Below are 16965 nucleotides of genomic sequence, written 5' to 3' on the forward strand. Positions count from 1 at the left end.
GGCTATGATGATGACCATACCATCCGCCTCGATCCGCGCGAATGGGACGGTACTTTTTCAGGAGAAGGCAAAGGGCCTAATGACGGCTATGATGATGACCATATCATCCGCCTCGATCCGCGTGAGTGGGAAGGTTTCGAGCCTGCGCAGCCGGTCGCGAAGCCGATATTGGAATCTAAAGCTTTCGATGGTGATGAACTTTTGAGCCGTGCCTTTGGTGAGGCTGATCTTCTTGATTCTTCTGCCGGTCTTTCCGCAGACAATGCGACCTATTCAAGCAATGGTACAGGTTCATCTGCGTTGGATACCATTCATGATTTAGCAGAGGCTTCTATTTTCAAACTGTAATCGTTCCATAATATAAAAGGCCGTCTGAAACCGATATGTGTTTCAGACGGCCTTTTTGTGTATGGTCATCAGGACGAAGCCTAACTCATCATCCAAATTACCAAATGCACCATGGTCGGGCCAAACAATACCATAAACAGTCCGGCCAAAATCATGGTCAGGCTGGCCATCACGCCTTCGGTTTCGTGGCGTTGTCCGGCGCGCGATGTGCCGAAGCCGTGGGCGGCATTGCCGAATGCCACGCCGTTGGCGGTGTGGAAACGGATGCGGGTAAAGGCCAAAAACAGGTCGCCGAATATCATGCCGACAAAGCCGGTGATGATGGTGAACAGAGAAACGAGCGAGGCGGAGCCGTGGATTTCGCTGGCAAGGACGACGGCAAACGGCGTGGAGATAGAACGCGCCATCAGGCTGTTGGTCACTTCGTTGTTGAAGTGGAACATATGGCTCATGAGGAATGCGCTGACTACACCGAAAAACATGCCCACCATAATGGCGATGGAGAGGATGGGCAGTTGGCGGCGGATGACTTCGCGGTTTTCATAAATGGGGATGGCAAAGGCAACGGTAACCGGGGTGAGCAGGAAGACGATGCCTTGGGTATATTTATGGTAGGTGTCGTAATTGACGCCGAATGCCAGCAGCAGGAGGATGGTGCTGACGGAGACGGTAACGACGGGGGAGAAAATCATTAAGGGTTTTTTGCGGTGGATTTTTTTGGCAACGACATAGGCAAAGCAAGTCCAGATGAAGCAGGCGAGGGCGGTGTAGTCCATTTTTATTCTCTATTTTTAGGAGTGGAGTTTTTTGTAGAGGCGGCGTTTCCAGCGGTAGCAGAAATCGAGGGTCAGGGCGGTGCTGATCATCACGAGCGCGGTGCCGACGGCGATGGTCAAAATCAGCTGCCAACCTTCGGACATCAGCAGGTCTTGATATTGCAAGACGGAAACCATGATGGGGATGAAGAAAAAGACGAGTTCGCCCAATGCCCATTTTGCGCCGCGGTCAACCATGCCCGGGCGGATGATGCCGAGCCCCAAAAGGGCGAGCATGAGGAACAAGCCCAATACGCCTGAAGAAATAGGCAGATGCGTGAAGCGGACGATAAGGTCGGAAACGCCCCATACTGCGCCGATGATGGCAAGCTGCAAGGCCGTCTGAAAAAATCTGGTGAGGGAATCCATGATATGGGTGTGTGTTGAATGAAAGGCTTGATTATAGAAACCTGGTTTCTGCATAATATGAATTATTAAACGAATAATCATGCCTTAGAGGAATAATGGATTTCAAAAGCCTGTATTGTTTTGCCGAACTCATCCGCCTGCAAAGTTTTTCGGCCACAGCTTCCGCGTTGAATTTGACGCAGCCGACGGTCAGCAAAATCATTCAGGCTTTGGAAGAAGAATTGGGCGTGCCGCTTTTGTGCAAAGAAAACGGACGCAAAAAGCGGCAGGTGCAGCCGACCGCAATCGGCGAAGAAGTCTATCGCCATGCGTTAAACCTTTTGCACGAACGCGATTTGCTGCTGGCCCGCATTGACGATTACCGCCATGTCAAAAGCGGGACGCTGCGTTTGGGCTTGGCTTTGTTTGGCAGCGATTTGCTCAGTCATGCGCTGTTTGATTTCCACCAAAAATGGCCGGACATCGAATTGTCGTTTTTGGAACAAGGCTCGCTCGCCATCGAGCAATCATTGCGCAACAACGAACTCGATGCCGGACAGCTGCTCGCGCCGGTTCACGAAGACTTCGATAGCATCACGTTGTGCGACTATCCGCTGGTGGTCTTGATGCCGAAAAATCGGGCGAGACACGATGCGCTGACGCTCAAAAGCCTGCAACACGAGCCCTTCATTCTGTTCGGCGCAGGCTTTTCCCTCAACGAAACCATTCAGACGGCCTGCCGCAATCAAGGTTTTACGCCCAACGTTGTCTGCCGTACCGGACAATGGAATTTGGTCGCCGACATGGTGGCGCACAATATGGGCATTGCCTTGTTGCCCGAATACTATGCCCGAAAAATCAATCCCGATGTCTTTGCCGCCATTCCTTTGGTCGAACCCGAAATCCGCTGGCAGCTCACCATGGCATGGAAAAAACACCAACGCCCGACGCCGGCCTTAAGGGCTTGGTTGGACGTGGTCAGGGAAGCGTTCGGCAGGCGAAACAAATAAAATCAAATCATCAGGCCGTCTGAAAAAAAAGGTATTGCCATCACCCGGTTTCAGACGGCCTTTCCCGTTAAAAATGGTAAAACGGCCTAAAAAAGAGTAGAATATGCACCGTTTACAACTCTGCGCCTCTCAGCAGGCTCGAATTATGGACCTTCCCAGTTCGCCTTTGAACTTCCCATCAGACACACAACAACCATAATCATCCCGCCGAAATGCCTCCCCGCGTCCGGCGGGCGGAGCATTTATGAGCATCGAACAAACCCCTCCGAATCTCGACCATACCCCCGACAATGAAGCGGTGGAAGACCGCATTTCTGACGATCGCATCTCTGACGATATCGACCGCATCCACGCCTTATGCGAAATCCTCGAGCCGTCCTTTGAACAAATCGAAGCAGGCGTGCCGATTGAAGACGAAAGCCTGCGCGACAAGTTCACCGAGCTGACCGTCCTCTTGGCCGAGCTGCACCCTGCCGACGTGGCCGCCGTCTTGGAATCCCTGCCGCCGCGCGAGCGTAACATCGTCTGGCTTTTGGTCGCCCCGGAAGACGACGGCGAAGTATTGCTGGAAGTATCCGACGCCGTACGCGAAACGCTGATCGAGTCCATGGACAAAGACGAGCTGTTGGCCGCCGTCGATGATTTGGATGCAGACGAATTGGCAGAGCTGGCAGACGACCTGCCGCACCAAGTGGTGTACGAAGCGCTGCAAACGCGTGATGAAGAAGAACGCGAGCAGGTCAAAGCGGCGATGTCTTACGAAGACAACCAAGTCGGCGCGATTATGGACTTTGAATTGGTCAGCATCCGCGCCGATGTGGCGTGTGAAGTCGTGTTGCGCTACTTGCGCCGTTTCGACAGCCTGCCCGACCATACCGACAAGATTTTCGTGGTTGATGAAAACGACGTGTTGCAAGGCGTGCTGCCCATCCGCAAACTCTTGGTCGCCGACCCCGAAGACATGGTGGCGGACGTGATGGCCACCGATGTCGTGCGCTTCCGTCCCGAAGACGACGTGGAAGAAGCGGCACAGGCGTTTGAACGTTATGACTTGGTCACCGCGCCGGTTGTCGATGAAAACAAAAAGCTGATCGGCAGGATCACCATTGACGAAATGGTGGACGTGATCCGTGAAGAATCCGAAGCCGACATGTTTAACATGGCCGGTTTGCAAGAAGAAGAGGACTTGTTCGCCCCGATTTGGGACTCGGTGAAAAACCGCTGGATGTGGCTTGCCATCAACCTGTGTACCGCCTTTATCGCCAGCCGCGTAATTGGCGCATTTGAAGGCAGTATCGAGAAAATCGTCGCACTGGCTGCGCTGATGCCCATCGTCGCCGGCATCGGCGGCAACTCCGGCAACCAAACCATCACCATGATCGTCCGCGCCATGGCAATGGGACAAATGACCAGTACGCAGGCAGGCCGCCTGCTGAAAAAAGAAGTCGGCGTCGCCCTCGTCAACGGCATTATTTGGGGCACGGTAATGGGCGTGATTTCATGGCTGCTCTACGGCAACATCGGCATCGGTTTGGTCATGGTGGCCGCGATGACCTTGAACCTTTTGCTGGCCGCGACCGTCGGCGTCCTCATTCCCGTCATGATGGACAAAGCCGGACGCGACCCGGCATTGGGCAGCTCGGTGCTGATTACCGCGGTTACCGACTCCGGCGGCTTCCTGATTTTCTTGGGATTAGCAACCATGTTCCTGTTGTAATAGGAAAAAAAAGACGTGTTCGATACGTCCTTTTCAAACCGTTTAAAAGGCCGTCTGAAATTTCAATTTTCAGACGGCCTTTGCTGTTTTTTAAAGCTTTACATCATGAGGGCGTTTAGTTTTGGGGCTGACGTAGATTAGCCCCTTGTTTAAAGCGAAGTCAGAAAAGTCAGAAATCCCAATATCACGCCGACTGCGTTGGGTATAATCAGAATCCAGTCTTTCCGGGGTTCTTTGCTCCAACCGTACAAAACCCAAATCAGACAGGATACTGCTGCAAACAGGGGTTGCCACGGCTGCGCCTTTGCCCCTTGCATATTGGCGATAATTTGGGGGATATAGGCGACAAATACGAAAATACCTATTGCCGCTCCTATGCTGCCGACAACGGTATTGAATTTTGCTTTGCTTATCATGCTGGTAAGTCTCCTTTTAATATGAAAATCGAGGCGGTAGATAATATGGGCAGGCTGACTCAGCCGAGGGAACAGCCGCAGCCGCAATGATGTTCGTGGCCTTGGCCATGTTCGTCCGAATCTTCGGCAAGCAGGGCTTCGTAGTCGCCGCTTTCAATCAGGCTGACCAGTTCTGCCGGACTTTCCGCGCCTTCTACCTAGTCGCAGGATAAATAACTCTATTCTACCGCAAAATATGTATGTCATCATCCATCATTTGGCCTTGGCTGCCGATGAGGTTTTCGAGGGCTCTGTCGAGCTGGACGAAAGCTATTTCGGCGGACAGCGTAAAGGCAGACGTGGTCGAGGTGCGGCAGGAAAAGTGGTTGTCTTCGGCATTCTGAAACGCAACGGACGGGTCTATACCGTTGTGGTGGATAATGCCAAGTCTGAAACGTTATTCCCTGTCATCAAAAAGAAAATCATGCCGGACAGCATTGTTTACACGGATAGCCTGAGCAGCTATGATAAGTTGGACGTGAGCGGTTTTATCCATTACCGCATCAACCATTCCAAGGAATTTGTCGACCGTCAGAACCACATTAACGGCATTGAGAATTTTTGGAATCAGGCAAAACGTTTCTTGCGAAAATACAACGGAATCGATCGCAAATCTTTCCCGCTGTTCTTGAAAGAATGCGAATTTCGATTTAACTTCGGCACACCGTCTCAACAGCTTAAAATCCTGCGAGATTGGTGTGGAATTTAGGGCTAATCTACGTCAGCCCCTTAGTTTTTGATGACGTTTACGGCGTAATGGGCAGTAGTGTTACGGCGGGCTTGGGCGCGCATCATATAGACCTGCACTTTATATTTGCCCGATTGGGTAGCGATACCGTCAAATTTATCGCCTTGTGCCGAACCGTTAAATACGGCTTCATCGTCTTTGGGTGCCCATACGTTGAAATAGGCGTTAGGGCTGCCGGTTTTACTGATGCGCAGGCGGTCGCCCTTGCGTACGGAGAACAAATGCTCGGCGGTTTGATAGCCGGTGATTTTGCCGGAAAAACGCTGCTTGGTTTGTTTGTGTGCCGAAGCTGGTTTTGAAGCTTCCGCTTTAGGCGTGGCGGCATTTGAATAAGTGGTAAACAGTAAGGGAAGGGCGGCTAACAAGAGAAATTTTTTTCATGGGTTGGGTCTCCGAATGTGGGGCGCCAATATGGCACTCATTTTGATAACCCATCAGTATGTTCATATTTTTATAAAGCCAAAGCCGAATAGGGCAATATTCATTTTTTCAATCAGGCCGTCTGAAAACAAATATTATTCAGACGGCCTTTTCTGATAATATAACAACGAATTATTCCTTTCGGAGCCGTTATGACCTTCCCGCCACTCAAATCTCCCCTGAAATTTTACGCCGTTGTTCCCACTGCTGACTGGGTCGAGCGCATGGTCAAAGCAGGTGCCGACACGGTGCAACTGCGCTGTAAAATCCTGCATGGCGACGAGTTGAAACGCGAAATCGAACGTTGCGTCGTAGCCTGTCAAAACAGTGCAACCCAGCTTTTCATCAACGACCACTGGCGCGAAGCGATTGCCGCAGGTGCATACGGCGTGCATCTCGGGCAGGAAGACATGGACACTGCCGACCTAGCCGCGATTGAAGCTGCCGGTTTGCGCTTGGGCTTGAGTACGCACTCTGTTGCCGAACTCGATCGCGCCTTGTCCGTACAACCTAGCTACGTCGCCAGCGGCGCGATTTTTCCGACCACGACCAAACAAATGCCCACCGCCCCGCAAGGCTTGGAGAAACTGCGCGAATATGTGAAACAGGCTCGCGGCATACCCGTCGTCGCCATCGGCGGCATCGATTTGAACAACGCTGAAGATGTACTTGCCACCGGCGTTTCCTCCCTCGCCGTCGTCCGCGCCGTTACCGAAGCGGAAAATCCCGAAGCCGTGGTTAAAGCGTTTCAGGCTTTGTGGGATGAATAAGGCCGTCTGAAAATAAGAAGTCTGACAAGAGGAGCAGCATTATGAAGATTATATTAAACAATGAAGCCATCACATTAAACGGCACAACCGTTGCCGACCTTATCGCCCAAACCGCGCCGCAGAAACCGTTTGCCGTTGCCGTCAATACCCAGTTTGTCGCCAAAGGCGCGTATGCGGAAACGGTTTTAAACGAAAACGACAAAGTGGACATTGTGCGCCCCGTAGTCGGCGGATAAGCGGTTTTACTGCGTGTATAGCTGCGCTATTGGTTTAATGCTGAGAAAAGGAAAAGAAATGTTTATCGTATCGTTGGAATATATTAAAGACTTGGCTGCGGTTGAAACCTACCTGTCCGAGCATATTGCGTATCTTGAACGGTATTATCAAGCAGGTGTATTTGTGATGTCTGGACGCAAACAGCCGCGGACAGGCGGCATTATCCTGATGAAAGCATCAGGCAGGGAACAGGTGGAAAAGTTAATTGCAGAAGACCCATTTCACCGAGAAGGCGTAGCGAAATACACAATTACCGAGTTTATTCCGACTAAGGTCGCGGAAGGACTTGAAAACTATTTGGAAACTATCTGAACCGATTTTTCAGAAGGCTATCGCCCCAAAAATAATATTACAAAGGAATCCATCATGTTTACCCTATATGGAGAAACTTTCCCTTCACGGCTGCTACTCGGTACGGCTGCTTATCCGACGCCGGAAATCCTCAAGCAGTCTGTTCAAATCGCGCAACCGGCGATGATTACCGTTTCATTGCGCCGCGCCGGCAGCGGCGGCGAAGCGCACGGGCAGGGTTTTTGGTCGTTGTTGGAAGAAATGGGTGTGCCTGTGTTGCCCAATACCGCAGGCTGTCAAAGCGTACAGGAAGCTGTGACCACTGCGCAAATGGCGCGCGAAGTGTTTGATACCGATTGGATTAAGCTCGAACTTATCGGCGATGATGACACGTTGCAGCCCGACGTGTTCCAACTGGTCGAGGCGGCGGAAATCCTGATTAAAGACGGCTTCAAAGTACTGCCTTATTGCACCGAAGACCTGATTGCCTGCCGCCGACTGCTCGACGCAGGCTGTCAGGCGTTGATGCCGTGGGCGGCGCCGATTGGCACGGGACTGGGCACGGTTCATGCTTATGCGCTGAAAGTCCTGCGCGAACGTCTGCCCAACACGCCGTTGATTATCGATGCGGGGTTGGGTTTGCCTTCGCAGGCGGCGCAAGTGATGGAATGGGGTTTTGACGGCGTGTTATTGAATACCGCCGTTTCCCGAAGTGGCGATCCGGTCAATATGGCACGCGCTTTTGCGCTTGCGGTCGAGTCGGGCCGTCTGGCTTATGAGGCGGAACCTGTGGAGGCGCGTGAGAAAGCGCGCGCCAGTACGCCGACGGTGGGTCAGCCTTTCTGGCATTCGGCGGAATATTGAAAAACATTAGGGCGTGTCGAACACGCCCTTTTTTGTTGGTGAAAAACCTGATTTCAGGTTGAACAGAATGTTCAGACGGCCTTGGCCAAAAGCTGTTTCAATGGCTTTAAGATTTGCCATGCCTGCGCTTTGAGTTGCGGCTGCATCAGCAGGCGGGCGGGGTGGGGAATGACGAAATGCGGCCGCTCTGCGCACAATTCGTTCATCAGCCCGATCATGTCGGGGCTGTCGAAGATTTTGCCGAGGAACAATACTGCGCGCGCTTGCGAAGCGGTCAGCTCGTTTTGCATTTCGGCAAGCTCGGAGCGGATGTGTTCGGCATCGGGCAGGGCAGTGAATACGGGCGCGGTTTTGACCCATGCGGTTTTGTGCGCCTGCTCGGGCTTGAGGCCGATGGCGGCGAGGATGTTGTCGAGAAGCGTGCCGACATCGCCGCTAAACAGTGTACCGTGCAGGCTGTCTTCGGTGGACGGGCAAATGCTGACCACCATGATTTCAGACGGCCTGATGGTTACGTCAAGGCGGGGCAGATTGTCTGAATGCGCGGCTTTTTCTGTTTTTGTCGGTGTTTCGGCAATGGCTTTGGGTGCTGCTTCGGGAGCGCGGACAGCCGGTTTGGCCGCTTGCGCAGTAGCGATGGCGGCAGTGCGTGCCTGATGGGCACCTGCGGATAAAGTGCGCACGGTTTGCGCGGTATCGGCAGCAATGGTTTTGGGGCGGACGGGTGCGGCTGATGTTGCGGTTTGAGGCGCGGCATGGATGATTTTGGCGTTTCGGTTCAGCCACATCGGGCCCAAGCCCAAGGCTTCGTGCAGGTGCAGATAGCGGCTGCTTAACATGATTTCTCCATCAATACGGCATCTTCGCTGCCACCGTCGGGCAGGGCGTAGTAGTTTTTGCGGCGACCGCAGGTTTGGAAGCCGTGTTTGCGGTAGAGCTGTTGCGCGGTTTCATTGCTTGCGCGGACTTCGAGCAGCAATCGGGTTGCGTCTTGCTGTTGCACTGCGTTTTGCCAGTGTTGTAGCAGGGCGGATGCAATGCCTTGTCGGCGGTATTCTGGCGCAACGGCAATCAGGTGCAGCTCGGATTCGTCAAACACGGTTTGCCACACGATAAAGCCGGTAATTTGGTGGTTGGTCTGGCTGAGCCAAACGCTGTCGGGATGGTGTTGAACCGCCGACTCAAACTGTTGCGCCGTCCACGACGAGGGATTGCCTTGTGCGTCGATGGCGGCAAGGGTGGGGCAGTCGGCAAGTACGGCTGGGCGCAGGTTCACGGTTTGGCCTTTTGTTGGGCTTGCTCTTGCGCGGTCAGGGCAATTTTGTTGCGGATGTAGAGCAACTCGGCGTGTGCCGCGTCAGTAGCAATATAGCGGCCGCTGCGGGCAAGTTTAAGATAGTCGGCGGCGGTCGGCATATCGGCTTGACCGTCAAAAGGCGGTTTGTCGGCGAGGGCAAAGGCATTACCGATGCCGCCGCTAGGCGTTTGGCCTTCGGGCGCGGCAATGGCGGAGGCTTTGCCAACCGTGTAATCGCTCAAGCGGACGTGGTTTTGCGTATCAAACCATGCGTAGAACACTTCGCCCATACGCGCATCTGTGGCTGCCAGTACACAGCTTGATGGTGGCAACAGCGAAGCGGCGGCATCGAGGCAGGGAATGCCGATCATGGGCGTGTCAAACGGCGTGGCCAAACCTTGTGCAACCGCCGCGCCGATACGCAGGCCGGTAAATGCGCCGGGGCCCTGTGCATAAACGATGCAGCCCAAATCGGCGGCCGTGATGCCTGCTTCTTTAAAGAGGCGCTCGATTTGCGGCAGGATTTGTTCGGATTGCTTGGTGCCGACGTTTTCATGAAACAGGCGGATTTCGCCTTGATGTTCCAATGCGATGGACAGAAAGGATGTGCTGGTGTCGATGGCAAGAGTCGGGCGGTTGTCGGTTGGCATGGTGTTATTTTTTTAGAAGGATATGGGTTGCCATTATAGTGGAACGGCGAGGGGGAACAAAGCACTCGGGCGGCACTTGGGTAAAAACGCCGTTTGCTGCAAAGCTATTCGATAAGTGAACCAAGGTTTCAGGCCGTCTGAAAACGTTTCAGACGGCCTTGTTTTATTGGTCGAGTTTCAATAAAGGCGAACCTGCTTTTTCAACGGCGCGGCGGTAGGCTTCATGCGCCTCGATGCGCTGCAAATAAGCGCGGATATTGGGGTAATCGGCGAAATCGAAGCGGTCGGCCGCGGCTTGCAGCGGATAGCTCATCATGATGTCGGCACCGCTGAGGCTGTTGCCGACCAACCATTCGCGGTTTTCCAGCTCGCTGTCAATATGGGCAAGATGCAGGGCGGCTTGCGGATGGATAAAGCTGCTTTTGACGCTGCCGCTGATTTTGCGGGCAATCGGTTTGACGAAAAACGGCATGGGCGCGCTTTCAATCCGGCGGAACACCAGTCCGAGCAGCAATAACGGCATCAGCGAACCTTCGGCATAATGCAGCCAGCGTTGATATTGCCAGTATTCGCGGCTGCCGCGTTCGGGCATCAGACGGCCGTTGCCGTAGGTTTGAATCAGATAGTCGGTAATCGCGCCGCTTTCCGCCAAGATAAAGCCGTCATCATCCAATAAAGGCGATTTGCCCAAGGGATGGATGGCTTTGAGTTCGTCAGGGGCGAGCAAAGTGTCGGGATGGCGGCGGTAGGTTTGCAGGCGGTAGGGCGTACCGAGGATTTCAAGCAGCCAAACAATGCGCAGGGCACGGGATTGATCGAGAGAATGCAGGGTAATCATGAGGGACTTTAAATATCGGTTTGTTTGAGGCCGTCTATGCTGATTTGGCAGGCATCGGCGTATTTTTGCAGGGTTTTGGCCGGTAGTTTGGCGAATACTTCGGGACGGAAATGCCGGCGCAGCTGCCATTTCCATACGCCTGCTGCCATGGCCAAGCCGGTTTCATCATAACGGCAACGGAACATATGGTAGTACAGCGGCGAATATTCGCCTTTTTCGACGGCTTCGCGCGCGGCCTGCGTTTGGGTATTGAGTTCGCATACCGCCATTTCGGTGGCGTAGGCTTCGTCCTGCCAACCGTTGCTGGTGGCCGCTTCGTAGTGGCCGTCGCGGGTGCCGTAGATGACTTTGCGGTGGCCGTGGTAGCTGGCGCTGTTGTCTTGAGGGATGTCGTCAATTTTCATTCAGACGGCCTTTACTGCTTCCAAAAGCATGAAACATGTTGAAAAACGGCCGCTTTCCGGAACGTAACACAGGATTTTTTGGCCGTGTTCGATGGGGAAAGTGCGCAAAAATTCTTCAAGGATGATGTAAATCGAGGCCGAACCCGTGTTGCCCTTGCTGTGCAGATTGGTAAACCATTTTTCCTGCGGAATGTCGAAGCCGATGTTTTTCAGGCCGTCTGAAAGGCGGTCGCGGAAAAAGCCGGAAGAGTAGTGGGGCAGGAACCAATCGATTTCTTCGGCGCGGATGCCGTGTTTGGCGGCGATTTGGGAGAGGGGTTTTTCCACCGTATAGAGGACGATGTTTTCGTTCAGCAGTTTGACGTCCTGCTTGACTGCCATCAGACTGTGGCGGCGGCCGTAATCGGCATCGGCGTGTTTCCAGCCTTCAAATACGCCGTCGCGGAATTCTGCGCCGGCATACATGCAGGGCGGCATTTCGTTGGCGTAGGAAAGCAGGTCTATCCAATGGATTTTCAGGCTGAGGCCGTCTGAATTGGGGCGGTCGGACAGATACACCGCGCCTGCGCCGTCAGACAGCATCCAGCGCAAAAAGTCTTTTTCAAACCCGATTTCGGGGGAAGCGTTTTCCAGTTTTTTATGGTCGGTTTCACTTTGGAACACTTCGCCGCGCATGACCGCCGAGGCGTTTTCGGAGGCAACGGAAACCGCATGTGCGTGTTCGCCGGTGCGCACGGCGTTGTAGGCGTGTTTCATTGCCGCCATACCTGCCGCGCATACGCCTGCCATGCTGAATACTTCGCAAGGCGGCATATCCAGCAAACCGTGCACCATCACGCCGTGTCCGGGCATGGTTTGGTCGGGATAGGAAGTGGCGCAGGCCAGGCTGCCGATGGCTTCTGCAGGAACGCCTTGGGCAAACAGGCCGTTGACCGCTTCGGCGGCCAATTCGGCATTGGTGTGCGTCGTGCGGCGGCTTTCGGGATCGATGGCGTAGTGGCGCGACAAAATGCCGTTGGAACGCAAAATCATACGGCGCACGCGTGAAGGCACATCGCCTGCCATGCCGAGGACGGCTTCCATTTCGTCATTGCCGACAGGGGCATTGGGCAAGAAGGCAGAAACGCGGTTGAGATAAACGTCTTTGAGTGTGTTATTCGATGTCATGATGTGGTTGTCAAAATAATCAACCGATAAACCGCGCCGCGTAGTCGCAGCTTGCAGTCAACGGGATGTGGTGTGTTTCGGCGTACTCCATCAGCGTGCTCACCAGCAGTTTGGCAATGCCGCGATGACGGAAGTTGGGCGAGACCACGGTATGGTTTACGTCCCAGCCGCCGTTATGTTCGGTATAGCTGATATAGCCTGCTTCCAAACCGTCAATGTCGATTTGAAAGCGACGGCGTTCGGGGTAGTGGATAACTTCGGGCATGATGGATTCCTGGTTTGAGGCCGTCTGAAACGTATCATCTGCCTGACGGTTGTTCATAATAGTCCGCCAGCTTTTTCAGACGGCCTTTGAGCAGCGGATGCAGCAGTTTTTTCAAAATTACACTGATGGGTAAAACCACCAAAATCATCGCCAATAAAAAGACGATGTAGAAGCACAGCAGCGCACGGCGCAAAAGCGGAGAAATACGGCCTGCCGCCATCAAAAGCTTGCCCCAGATGAAGAAGCTGCGACCGGCGGCGCGTTCGCTGAAAATCAGTTTTTCATTAACCGTCACTGCGCCCATATTTTGAAATAGGGTTTCGTCCAAAGGCTGTTGGTTCAATAGTGTATCGCGCAATTTCGTACCAAACCGCGCCGCATCCGCCAATTCTTCTTCAGCAATGCCGGCGGAGGGTAGGGAGCGGAAATAGCATTTGTCGCCGGTCAGCATCCATGCGGGCGTGGTAATGAAACTTGCCGCGCTGTTGCAGTCATCGATTTTTACGATGTTGCCGATGAGTTTGGCACCGTTTTGTTTCAGCAAAGATTTCATTTTTTCCTGCGCGCACAGCCACATATTGCGGCAGCCGATAAGCGTGATGACCGGTTTGCCGTCCAGCAGGCGGCGCGTTTCTTCGCGTTGCAAAAAGGCAGTAATCGGTTGCGAAGGAGAGAGGAACCAAACGGTGTAGGCAATGACCACTACATCGTAATCTTCGGATGGGATTTGCGGCGGCAGAATCGGGGCGAGTTTTAAATGGACGGTTTCAGGAAAGGTATCGAAAAAACGCCAAAACGGCCATGGAAACGGAAATGCCTGCTCCGGTACGATATTGACGCAATCGACCTGTATACCGGCTGTTTGCAACGGCGCGGCAAAATTTTGCGCCAGGCTGGAGAGCTGCCCCGTTTGCGAGTAATGCACAATCAGCACTTTTTTCATTATCTTCCCTGCAATGAGTAAGTTATGGTTGGTTTGGACGGTATTATATAGTAAACCGACCTGCCTTGAACTTTATTCATATTCAGTATGTTCGCGAAGGTTTCAGCCGGTTTGGATGGAAGCGCCGTATTCTGTCGGAATGGGGCGGTAAAGCGGATTTTTATGCCATGCCAACATGAACAACGGCCGTCTGAAAATTTTCAGACGGCCTTGTTTGGAAATCGGGACGCATGGTCTGGAGCAGGATTTGCGCTAAGTATGGCGTGCAAATCGTATAGATAAAAAAATAACCGCTTCAAGGCGGTTGGTGGTGGCCAGAGGCGGAATCGAACCGCCGACACACGGATTTTCAATCCGTTGCTCTACCAACTGAGCTATCTGGCCTTCGCGTGTTTCGTTGCGAGATGTAAATTAAACCAAATTTCGTTGTCTTGTGCAAGCGTTTGCAGGCTTTATTTTTGAGGCGGTAAATTAAGATTTTGTTTTGTATTGAATTATTTTTTCGTTTTAATTGGCGGTTTTTAGGTTTACCGGTTTGATTTTCGGACGGCCTAAGATACAATCGGCTTTTTGCTTTGGATTTATGCCATGCTGTATGTGTTTGTTCGTGATATGTGGGATGTTTTGCGTTTGCGCTATCGTTCGCCGGAGACGTATTTGTATTCGCCTTTGGTGATGGCGGCGGTGCTGCTGCTGTTGGGTGTGGTGAACGCGGCCAGCATGTCGCCTTTGTTTGGCAGTGGCGCGGCGGCGGTGTGCCTGTCAGTGATTTTGGTGATTGTGAAATGGGTGGTGTTGAGCCGCTCGATGCGCAAGGTGCTGCATTATTACGGCGCGCCCCAGCTGCCTTTGTGGGGCTTTATTTTGGTGTCTGAGGCGTTGCTGCTGCCGCTGTTGCTGGTGTTGTATGTGCCGGCGTTGGCTGCGTTTGCGCTGTTGTGGCAGGCTTGGGTTTTTGTGGTGCAGGTACGCGGTTTGATGTGGATGGGGAATGCGACGGTAGGCCGTGTTTTGGTGGGTTATGTGTTGTATGGTATCGGCATGTTGTGCGTGGGTACGGTGATTTTGATGTTGTTTATTAACGCCGGTTGGTTGGACATGGAAACGTTAAAACAAAACCTGCAGGCGGTGATGTCTGCCCGTCAATAATCAATGAAATTTGGAAGGCCGTCTGAAATGTTCGGACGGCCTTTGTTTTATGTGTTTGTTTCGTGGTCTTGCAGGATTTTTTGATAGACGGGGTCGGGGAGGTAGCGGCCTATCATGTCGCGCCAGCCTTGTGGGCCGACCAGGCCTTTGACCATGGTGGAGGATACTTCGGCGATTTCGCGCGGCGGCATCAGGAAGACGGTGGAGATTTCGGGGGCGATGTCGCTGTTGATGTAGCGCATCGAGCGTTCGTATTCGTAGTCGGCGGCAGAACGGATGCCGCGGACGATGAAATTGGCCTTGGCTTCGCGGGCGTAATCGACCAAAAAGCGGTTTTCAAACACGCTGATGCGGACGTTGGGGAAGGGGTGGGTAATGGCATCGAGCATGGCGCGGCGTTCTTCTATGCTGTAGGTGCTGCGCTTTTCGGGATTGGTGCCGATGGCGACGATGAGTTCGTCAAAGAGGGATTGGGCTTCCTGTATCATCCACAGGTGGCCGAGGGTGGGTGGGTCGAAGCTGCCTGCGTACACGGCACGGCGCGGAGTGGTCGTGGTCATTTTGGGTTGGGAATGGGGTTTGTGTGGCGTTCAGGATAGGGGAGTTTGCCGGTGATGTCAAAAATCAAAAAGGCCGTCTGAAATTTCAGACGGCCTTTGCGGCTTTATCAGTCGTCACCACTAATAGAGATGAGGATTCTCAAGAGGCTGCTGAAAATGTTGTAGATGGAGATGAAGATGGTCAGCGCCGCGCTGATGTGGCTGTCTTCACCGCCGTCGATAACGGTACGCACCTGCCACATAATCATCAGGGAACTGAAGACAACGAAGCCGGCCGCGATGGTCAGGCTCAGGGCAGGGATCTTGAGTAAGATGTTGGCCACAACGGCAATCATGAGCACGATCGCACCGACACCGAGGAAGCTGCCGAGTTTGTTCATGTTCATTGTGGTGCGGCGCGCCATAGCGGACATGGTGAAGAATACACCGGCGGTCATGGCGGCGGCCGTGCCGACGATTTGCGCGCCGTTGTTAATCGCTAGGGTGTATTGCAACATAGGGCTGATGGCAAGGCCCATGCCGAAAGTGAAGATCATCAACAGGGCTACGCCGACGTTGCTGTAACGGTTTTTCTCGATTAGGAAGGTCATGCCGTAGAAAAAGCCGAAGAAGGCGGCCAGGGCAACATAGTATGAACCGAACATGGCGAAAATGTTAAAGCCTGTTTTGGCGGAAAAGAATGCGCCGGCAATGGCAGGAATGAAAGACAGACCGAGCAGGCGGTAGGTTTTTTGCAGGACGGTATTTTTGGCAACCGAGCCTTGCGAGGTATAGTCGTAAACGTCGTTTTGCATGGCGTTTGCTCCAATATAGATTGAGAATGAATGAAATTTGGATTCTAACAGAGAATCATGGGTTTGTATGATTTATCTGTTCTATTTGCCTAATATGCGGGGCAATCGGGAATTTTAAAGGCCGTCTGAAAATCGGGTTTCAGACGGCCTTGGCTTTTCAATGCTTATTTAGGCTCTTGCGGAACATAGCCTTGTACGGCATCTGCTCCGTCGCCGAAGAAGTATTGTTCCATCTGCTGGGCGAGGTATTCGCGTGCGCGCGGATCGGCAAGGCTTAGGCGGTTTTCGTTGATCAGCATGGTTTGGTGGCGGGTCCAAGCCATCCATGCTTCTTGGGAAACGTTTTCGAAGATGCGTTTGCCCAGTTCGTTGGGCAGCGGCGGAAATTTCATGCCTTCGGCTTCTTTGCCGAGTTTGACGCAGTGAACCATACGGGTCATGGCGGTTTCCTTATGATGGGTTGCAAAGTTGGTATTTTAGCCGATTGCACGGATAGGGGAAAGCGTGGCTTTCAGACGGCCTGAAAGCTTGCTATGATGGTCTTTTCTATTTATTCAGGCAAAGATTATGAACCGCCTTGATACTGCCCGCCGTTATTCCCTTTTTCTCGCCCGTAATCTTGATTCCGGCAAACTCAAGCCCGAAATTTTCCTGCCTATGCTGGACAAGGCGTTGACCGAAGCTGATTTTCAAGCTTTTGCCGATTGGGACAAAATCCGTGTGGAAGAAAACGAGGAAGAATTAGCGCGGCAGTTGCGCGAGTTGCGCCGTTATGTCGTGTCGCAGATTATCGTGCGCGATATCAACCGCATCAGCGATTTGAACGAAGTAACCCG

23 protein-coding genes, 1 tRNA gene and 2 pseudogenes are annotated in these 16965 nt (G+C 53.0%); 10 read left to right on the forward strand and 16 right to left on the reverse strand.

The window, feature by feature from the left end; all coding sequences use genetic code 11:
• A partial coding sequence (locus Q1M25_RS03005; RefSeq protein ID WP_300481633.1) for a hypothetical protein occupies nt 1-348 on the forward strand: 348 nt, incomplete at its 5' end.
• An 80-nt stretch (nt 349-428) separates the two neighbouring features.
• On the opposite strand, the gene Q1M25_RS03010 is transcribed toward Q1M25_RS03005, so the two are convergent.
• Both Q1M25_RS03010 and Q1M25_RS03015 read right to left on the reverse strand, forming a co-directional pair.
• A complete protein-coding gene (locus Q1M25_RS03010; protein ID WP_300481636.1) occupies nt 429-1124 on the reverse strand; it encodes an LrgB family protein in 696 nt (231 codons plus the stop codon).
• 15 nt (nt 1125-1139) lie between these two features.
• The gene (locus Q1M25_RS03015; RefSeq protein ID WP_003748145.1) at nt 1140-1613 is read right to left on the reverse strand and encodes a CidA/LrgA family protein; all 474 of its coding nucleotides are present in this window, start codon (nt 1611-1613) and stop codon (nt 1140-1142) included.
• 14 nt (nt 1614-1627) lie between these two features.
• Here Q1M25_RS03015 and Q1M25_RS03020 point away from each other — a divergent pair, with 14 nt between their 5' ends.
• Nucleotides 1628-2521 carry a LysR family transcriptional regulator gene (locus tag Q1M25_RS03020; RefSeq protein ID WP_003748147.1) on the forward strand — a complete coding sequence of 298 codons (894 nt, stop codon included), beginning with the start codon at nt 1628-1630 and terminating at the stop codon, nt 2519-2521.
• A gap of 244 nt (nt 2522-2765) precedes the next feature.
• Nucleotides 2766-4238, forward strand: a complete 1473-nt coding sequence (mgtE, locus tag Q1M25_RS03025) for a magnesium transporter (RefSeq protein ID WP_004518972.1) — start codon at nt 2766-2768, stop codon at nt 4236-4238.
• 149 nt (nt 4239-4387) lie between these two features.
• Here mgtE and Q1M25_RS03030 read toward each other — a convergent pair whose 3' ends face one another.
• A complete protein-coding gene (locus Q1M25_RS03030) occupies nt 4388-4654 on the reverse strand; it encodes a SemiSWEET family transporter (RefSeq protein WP_004518970.1) in 267 nt (88 codons plus the stop codon).
• Nucleotides 4655-4872: 218 nt separating this feature from the next.
• Here Q1M25_RS03030 and Q1M25_RS03035 point away from each other — a divergent pair.
• Nucleotides 4873-5402, forward strand: a pseudogene (locus Q1M25_RS03035) (IS1595 family transposase); the annotation flags it as partial.
• A 20-nt stretch (nt 5403-5422) separates the two neighbouring features.
• On the opposite strand, the gene Q1M25_RS03040 reads toward Q1M25_RS03035, so the two are convergent.
• Nucleotides 5423-5806, reverse strand: coding sequence for a hypothetical protein (locus Q1M25_RS03040; RefSeq protein WP_004518967.1), 384 nt, complete (start codon nt 5804-5806; stop codon nt 5423-5425).
• A gap of 207 nt (nt 5807-6013) precedes the next feature.
• Here Q1M25_RS03040 and thiE point away from each other — a divergent pair, with 207 nt between their 5' ends.
• Genes thiE through Q1M25_RS03060 form a run of 4 tightly spaced genes read left to right on the forward strand, consistent with a single transcriptional unit; the run spans nt 6014 to nt 8062 of the window.
• On the forward strand, nt 6014-6631 hold the full coding sequence (gene thiE, locus Q1M25_RS03045; protein WP_004518966.1) for a thiamine phosphate synthase: 618 nt from the start codon (nt 6014-6016) through the stop codon (nt 6629-6631).
• Between the two features lie 41 nt (nt 6632-6672).
• Complete coding sequence (gene thiS / locus Q1M25_RS03050) at nt 6673-6867, forward strand: sulfur carrier protein ThiS (RefSeq protein WP_004518965.1); 195 nt, start codon at nt 6673-6675, stop codon at nt 6865-6867.
• A gap of 58 nt (nt 6868-6925) precedes the next feature.
• Nucleotides 6926-7219, forward strand: a complete 294-nt coding sequence (locus Q1M25_RS03055) for a YciI family protein (protein ID WP_039861865.1) — start codon at nt 6926-6928, stop codon at nt 7217-7219.
• A gap of 54 nt (nt 7220-7273) precedes the next feature.
• Nucleotides 7274-8062 carry a thiazole synthase gene (locus Q1M25_RS03060; RefSeq protein WP_004518963.1) on the forward strand — a complete coding sequence of 263 codons (789 nt, stop codon included), beginning with the start codon at nt 7274-7276 and terminating at the stop codon, nt 8060-8062.
• 71 nt (nt 8063-8133) lie between these two features.
• On the opposite strand, the gene Q1M25_RS03065 is transcribed toward Q1M25_RS03060, so the two are convergent.
• The 9 genes from Q1M25_RS03065 to Q1M25_RS03105 form a co-directional block, all read right to left on the reverse strand.
• On the reverse strand, nt 8134-8901 hold the full coding sequence (locus tag Q1M25_RS03065; protein WP_004518962.1) for a uracil-DNA glycosylase family protein: 768 nt from the start codon (nt 8899-8901) through the stop codon (nt 8134-8136).
• Complete coding sequence (gene rimI / locus Q1M25_RS03070; protein ID WP_004518961.1) at nt 8895-9338, reverse strand: ribosomal protein S18-alanine N-acetyltransferase; 444 nt, start codon at nt 9336-9338, stop codon at nt 8895-8897. Before rimI ends, Q1M25_RS03065 begins: the two co-directional genes overlap by 7 nt.
• Entirely contained in the window at nt 9335-10009 is a 675-nt protein-coding gene (gene tsaB / locus Q1M25_RS03075; protein ID WP_300481650.1) for a tRNA (adenosine(37)-N6)-threonylcarbamoyltransferase complex dimerization subunit type 1 TsaB, read from the reverse strand. The genes rimI and tsaB overlap by 4 nt, the downstream gene beginning before the upstream one ends.
• Before the next feature lie 163 nt (nt 10010-10172).
• Complete coding sequence (locus Q1M25_RS03080; RefSeq protein ID WP_250615069.1) at nt 10173-10847, reverse strand: glutathione S-transferase; 675 nt, start codon at nt 10845-10847, stop codon at nt 10173-10175.
• Nucleotides 10848-10855: 8 nt separating this feature from the next.
• Nucleotides 10856-11251, reverse strand: coding sequence for a hypothetical protein (locus Q1M25_RS03085; RefSeq protein ID WP_300481655.1), 396 nt, complete (start codon nt 11249-11251; stop codon nt 10856-10858).
• The gene (locus Q1M25_RS03090) at nt 11252-12418 is read right to left on the reverse strand and encodes a beta-ketoacyl-ACP synthase III (RefSeq protein ID WP_300481658.1); all 1167 of its coding nucleotides are present in this window, start codon (nt 12416-12418) and stop codon (nt 11252-11254) included.
• Between the two features lie 19 nt (nt 12419-12437).
• Entirely contained in the window at nt 12438-12683 is a 246-nt protein-coding gene (locus Q1M25_RS03095) for a GNAT family N-acetyltransferase (RefSeq protein WP_300481660.1), read from the reverse strand.
• A 34-nt stretch (nt 12684-12717) separates the two neighbouring features.
• Nucleotides 12718-13626: a dialkylrecorsinol condensing enzyme gene (locus tag Q1M25_RS03100; RefSeq protein WP_300481662.1), complete on the reverse strand. Its 909-nt coding sequence runs from the start codon at nt 13624-13626 to the stop codon at nt 12718-12720.
• Nucleotides 13627-13934: 308 nt separating this feature from the next.
• Nucleotides 13935-14010 (reverse strand) — tRNA-Phe (locus Q1M25_RS03105).
• Nucleotides 14011-14214: 204 nt separating this feature from the next.
• Between Q1M25_RS03105 and Q1M25_RS03110 the strand changes: the two genes are divergently transcribed.
• Nucleotides 14215-14775, forward strand: coding sequence for a hypothetical protein (locus tag Q1M25_RS03110; protein WP_300481665.1), 561 nt, complete (start codon nt 14215-14217; stop codon nt 14773-14775).
• Between the two features lie 47 nt (nt 14776-14822).
• On the opposite strand, the gene coaD is transcribed toward Q1M25_RS03110, so the two are convergent.
• The 3 genes from coaD to Q1M25_RS03125 all read right to left on the reverse strand — a co-directional run bounded on the left by coaD (nt 14823) and on the right by Q1M25_RS03125 (nt 16569).
• On the reverse strand, nt 14823-15335 hold the full coding sequence (coaD, locus tag Q1M25_RS03115; RefSeq protein ID WP_049323715.1) for a pantetheine-phosphate adenylyltransferase: 513 nt from the start codon (nt 15333-15335) through the stop codon (nt 14823-14825).
• A 107-nt stretch (nt 15336-15442) separates the two neighbouring features.
• Nucleotides 15443-16129, reverse strand: coding sequence for a Bax inhibitor-1 family protein (locus tag Q1M25_RS03120; protein ID WP_300481669.1), 687 nt, complete (start codon nt 16127-16129; stop codon nt 15443-15445).
• Between the two features lie 164 nt (nt 16130-16293).
• Complete coding sequence (locus tag Q1M25_RS03125) at nt 16294-16569, reverse strand: oxidative damage protection protein (protein ID WP_003682648.1); 276 nt, start codon at nt 16567-16569, stop codon at nt 16294-16296.
• A 127-nt stretch (nt 16570-16696) separates the two neighbouring features.
• Between Q1M25_RS03125 and Q1M25_RS03130 the strand changes: the two are divergent.
• Nucleotides 16697-16965: pseudogene (locus Q1M25_RS03130) on the forward strand (bifunctional glutamine synthetase adenylyltransferase/deadenyltransferase); the annotation flags it as partial.

The sequence above is a fragment of the uncultured Neisseria sp. genome, from assembly GCF_951230505.1.
Taxonomy (GTDB): Bacteria; Pseudomonadota; Gammaproteobacteria; order Burkholderiales; family Neisseriaceae; genus Neisseria.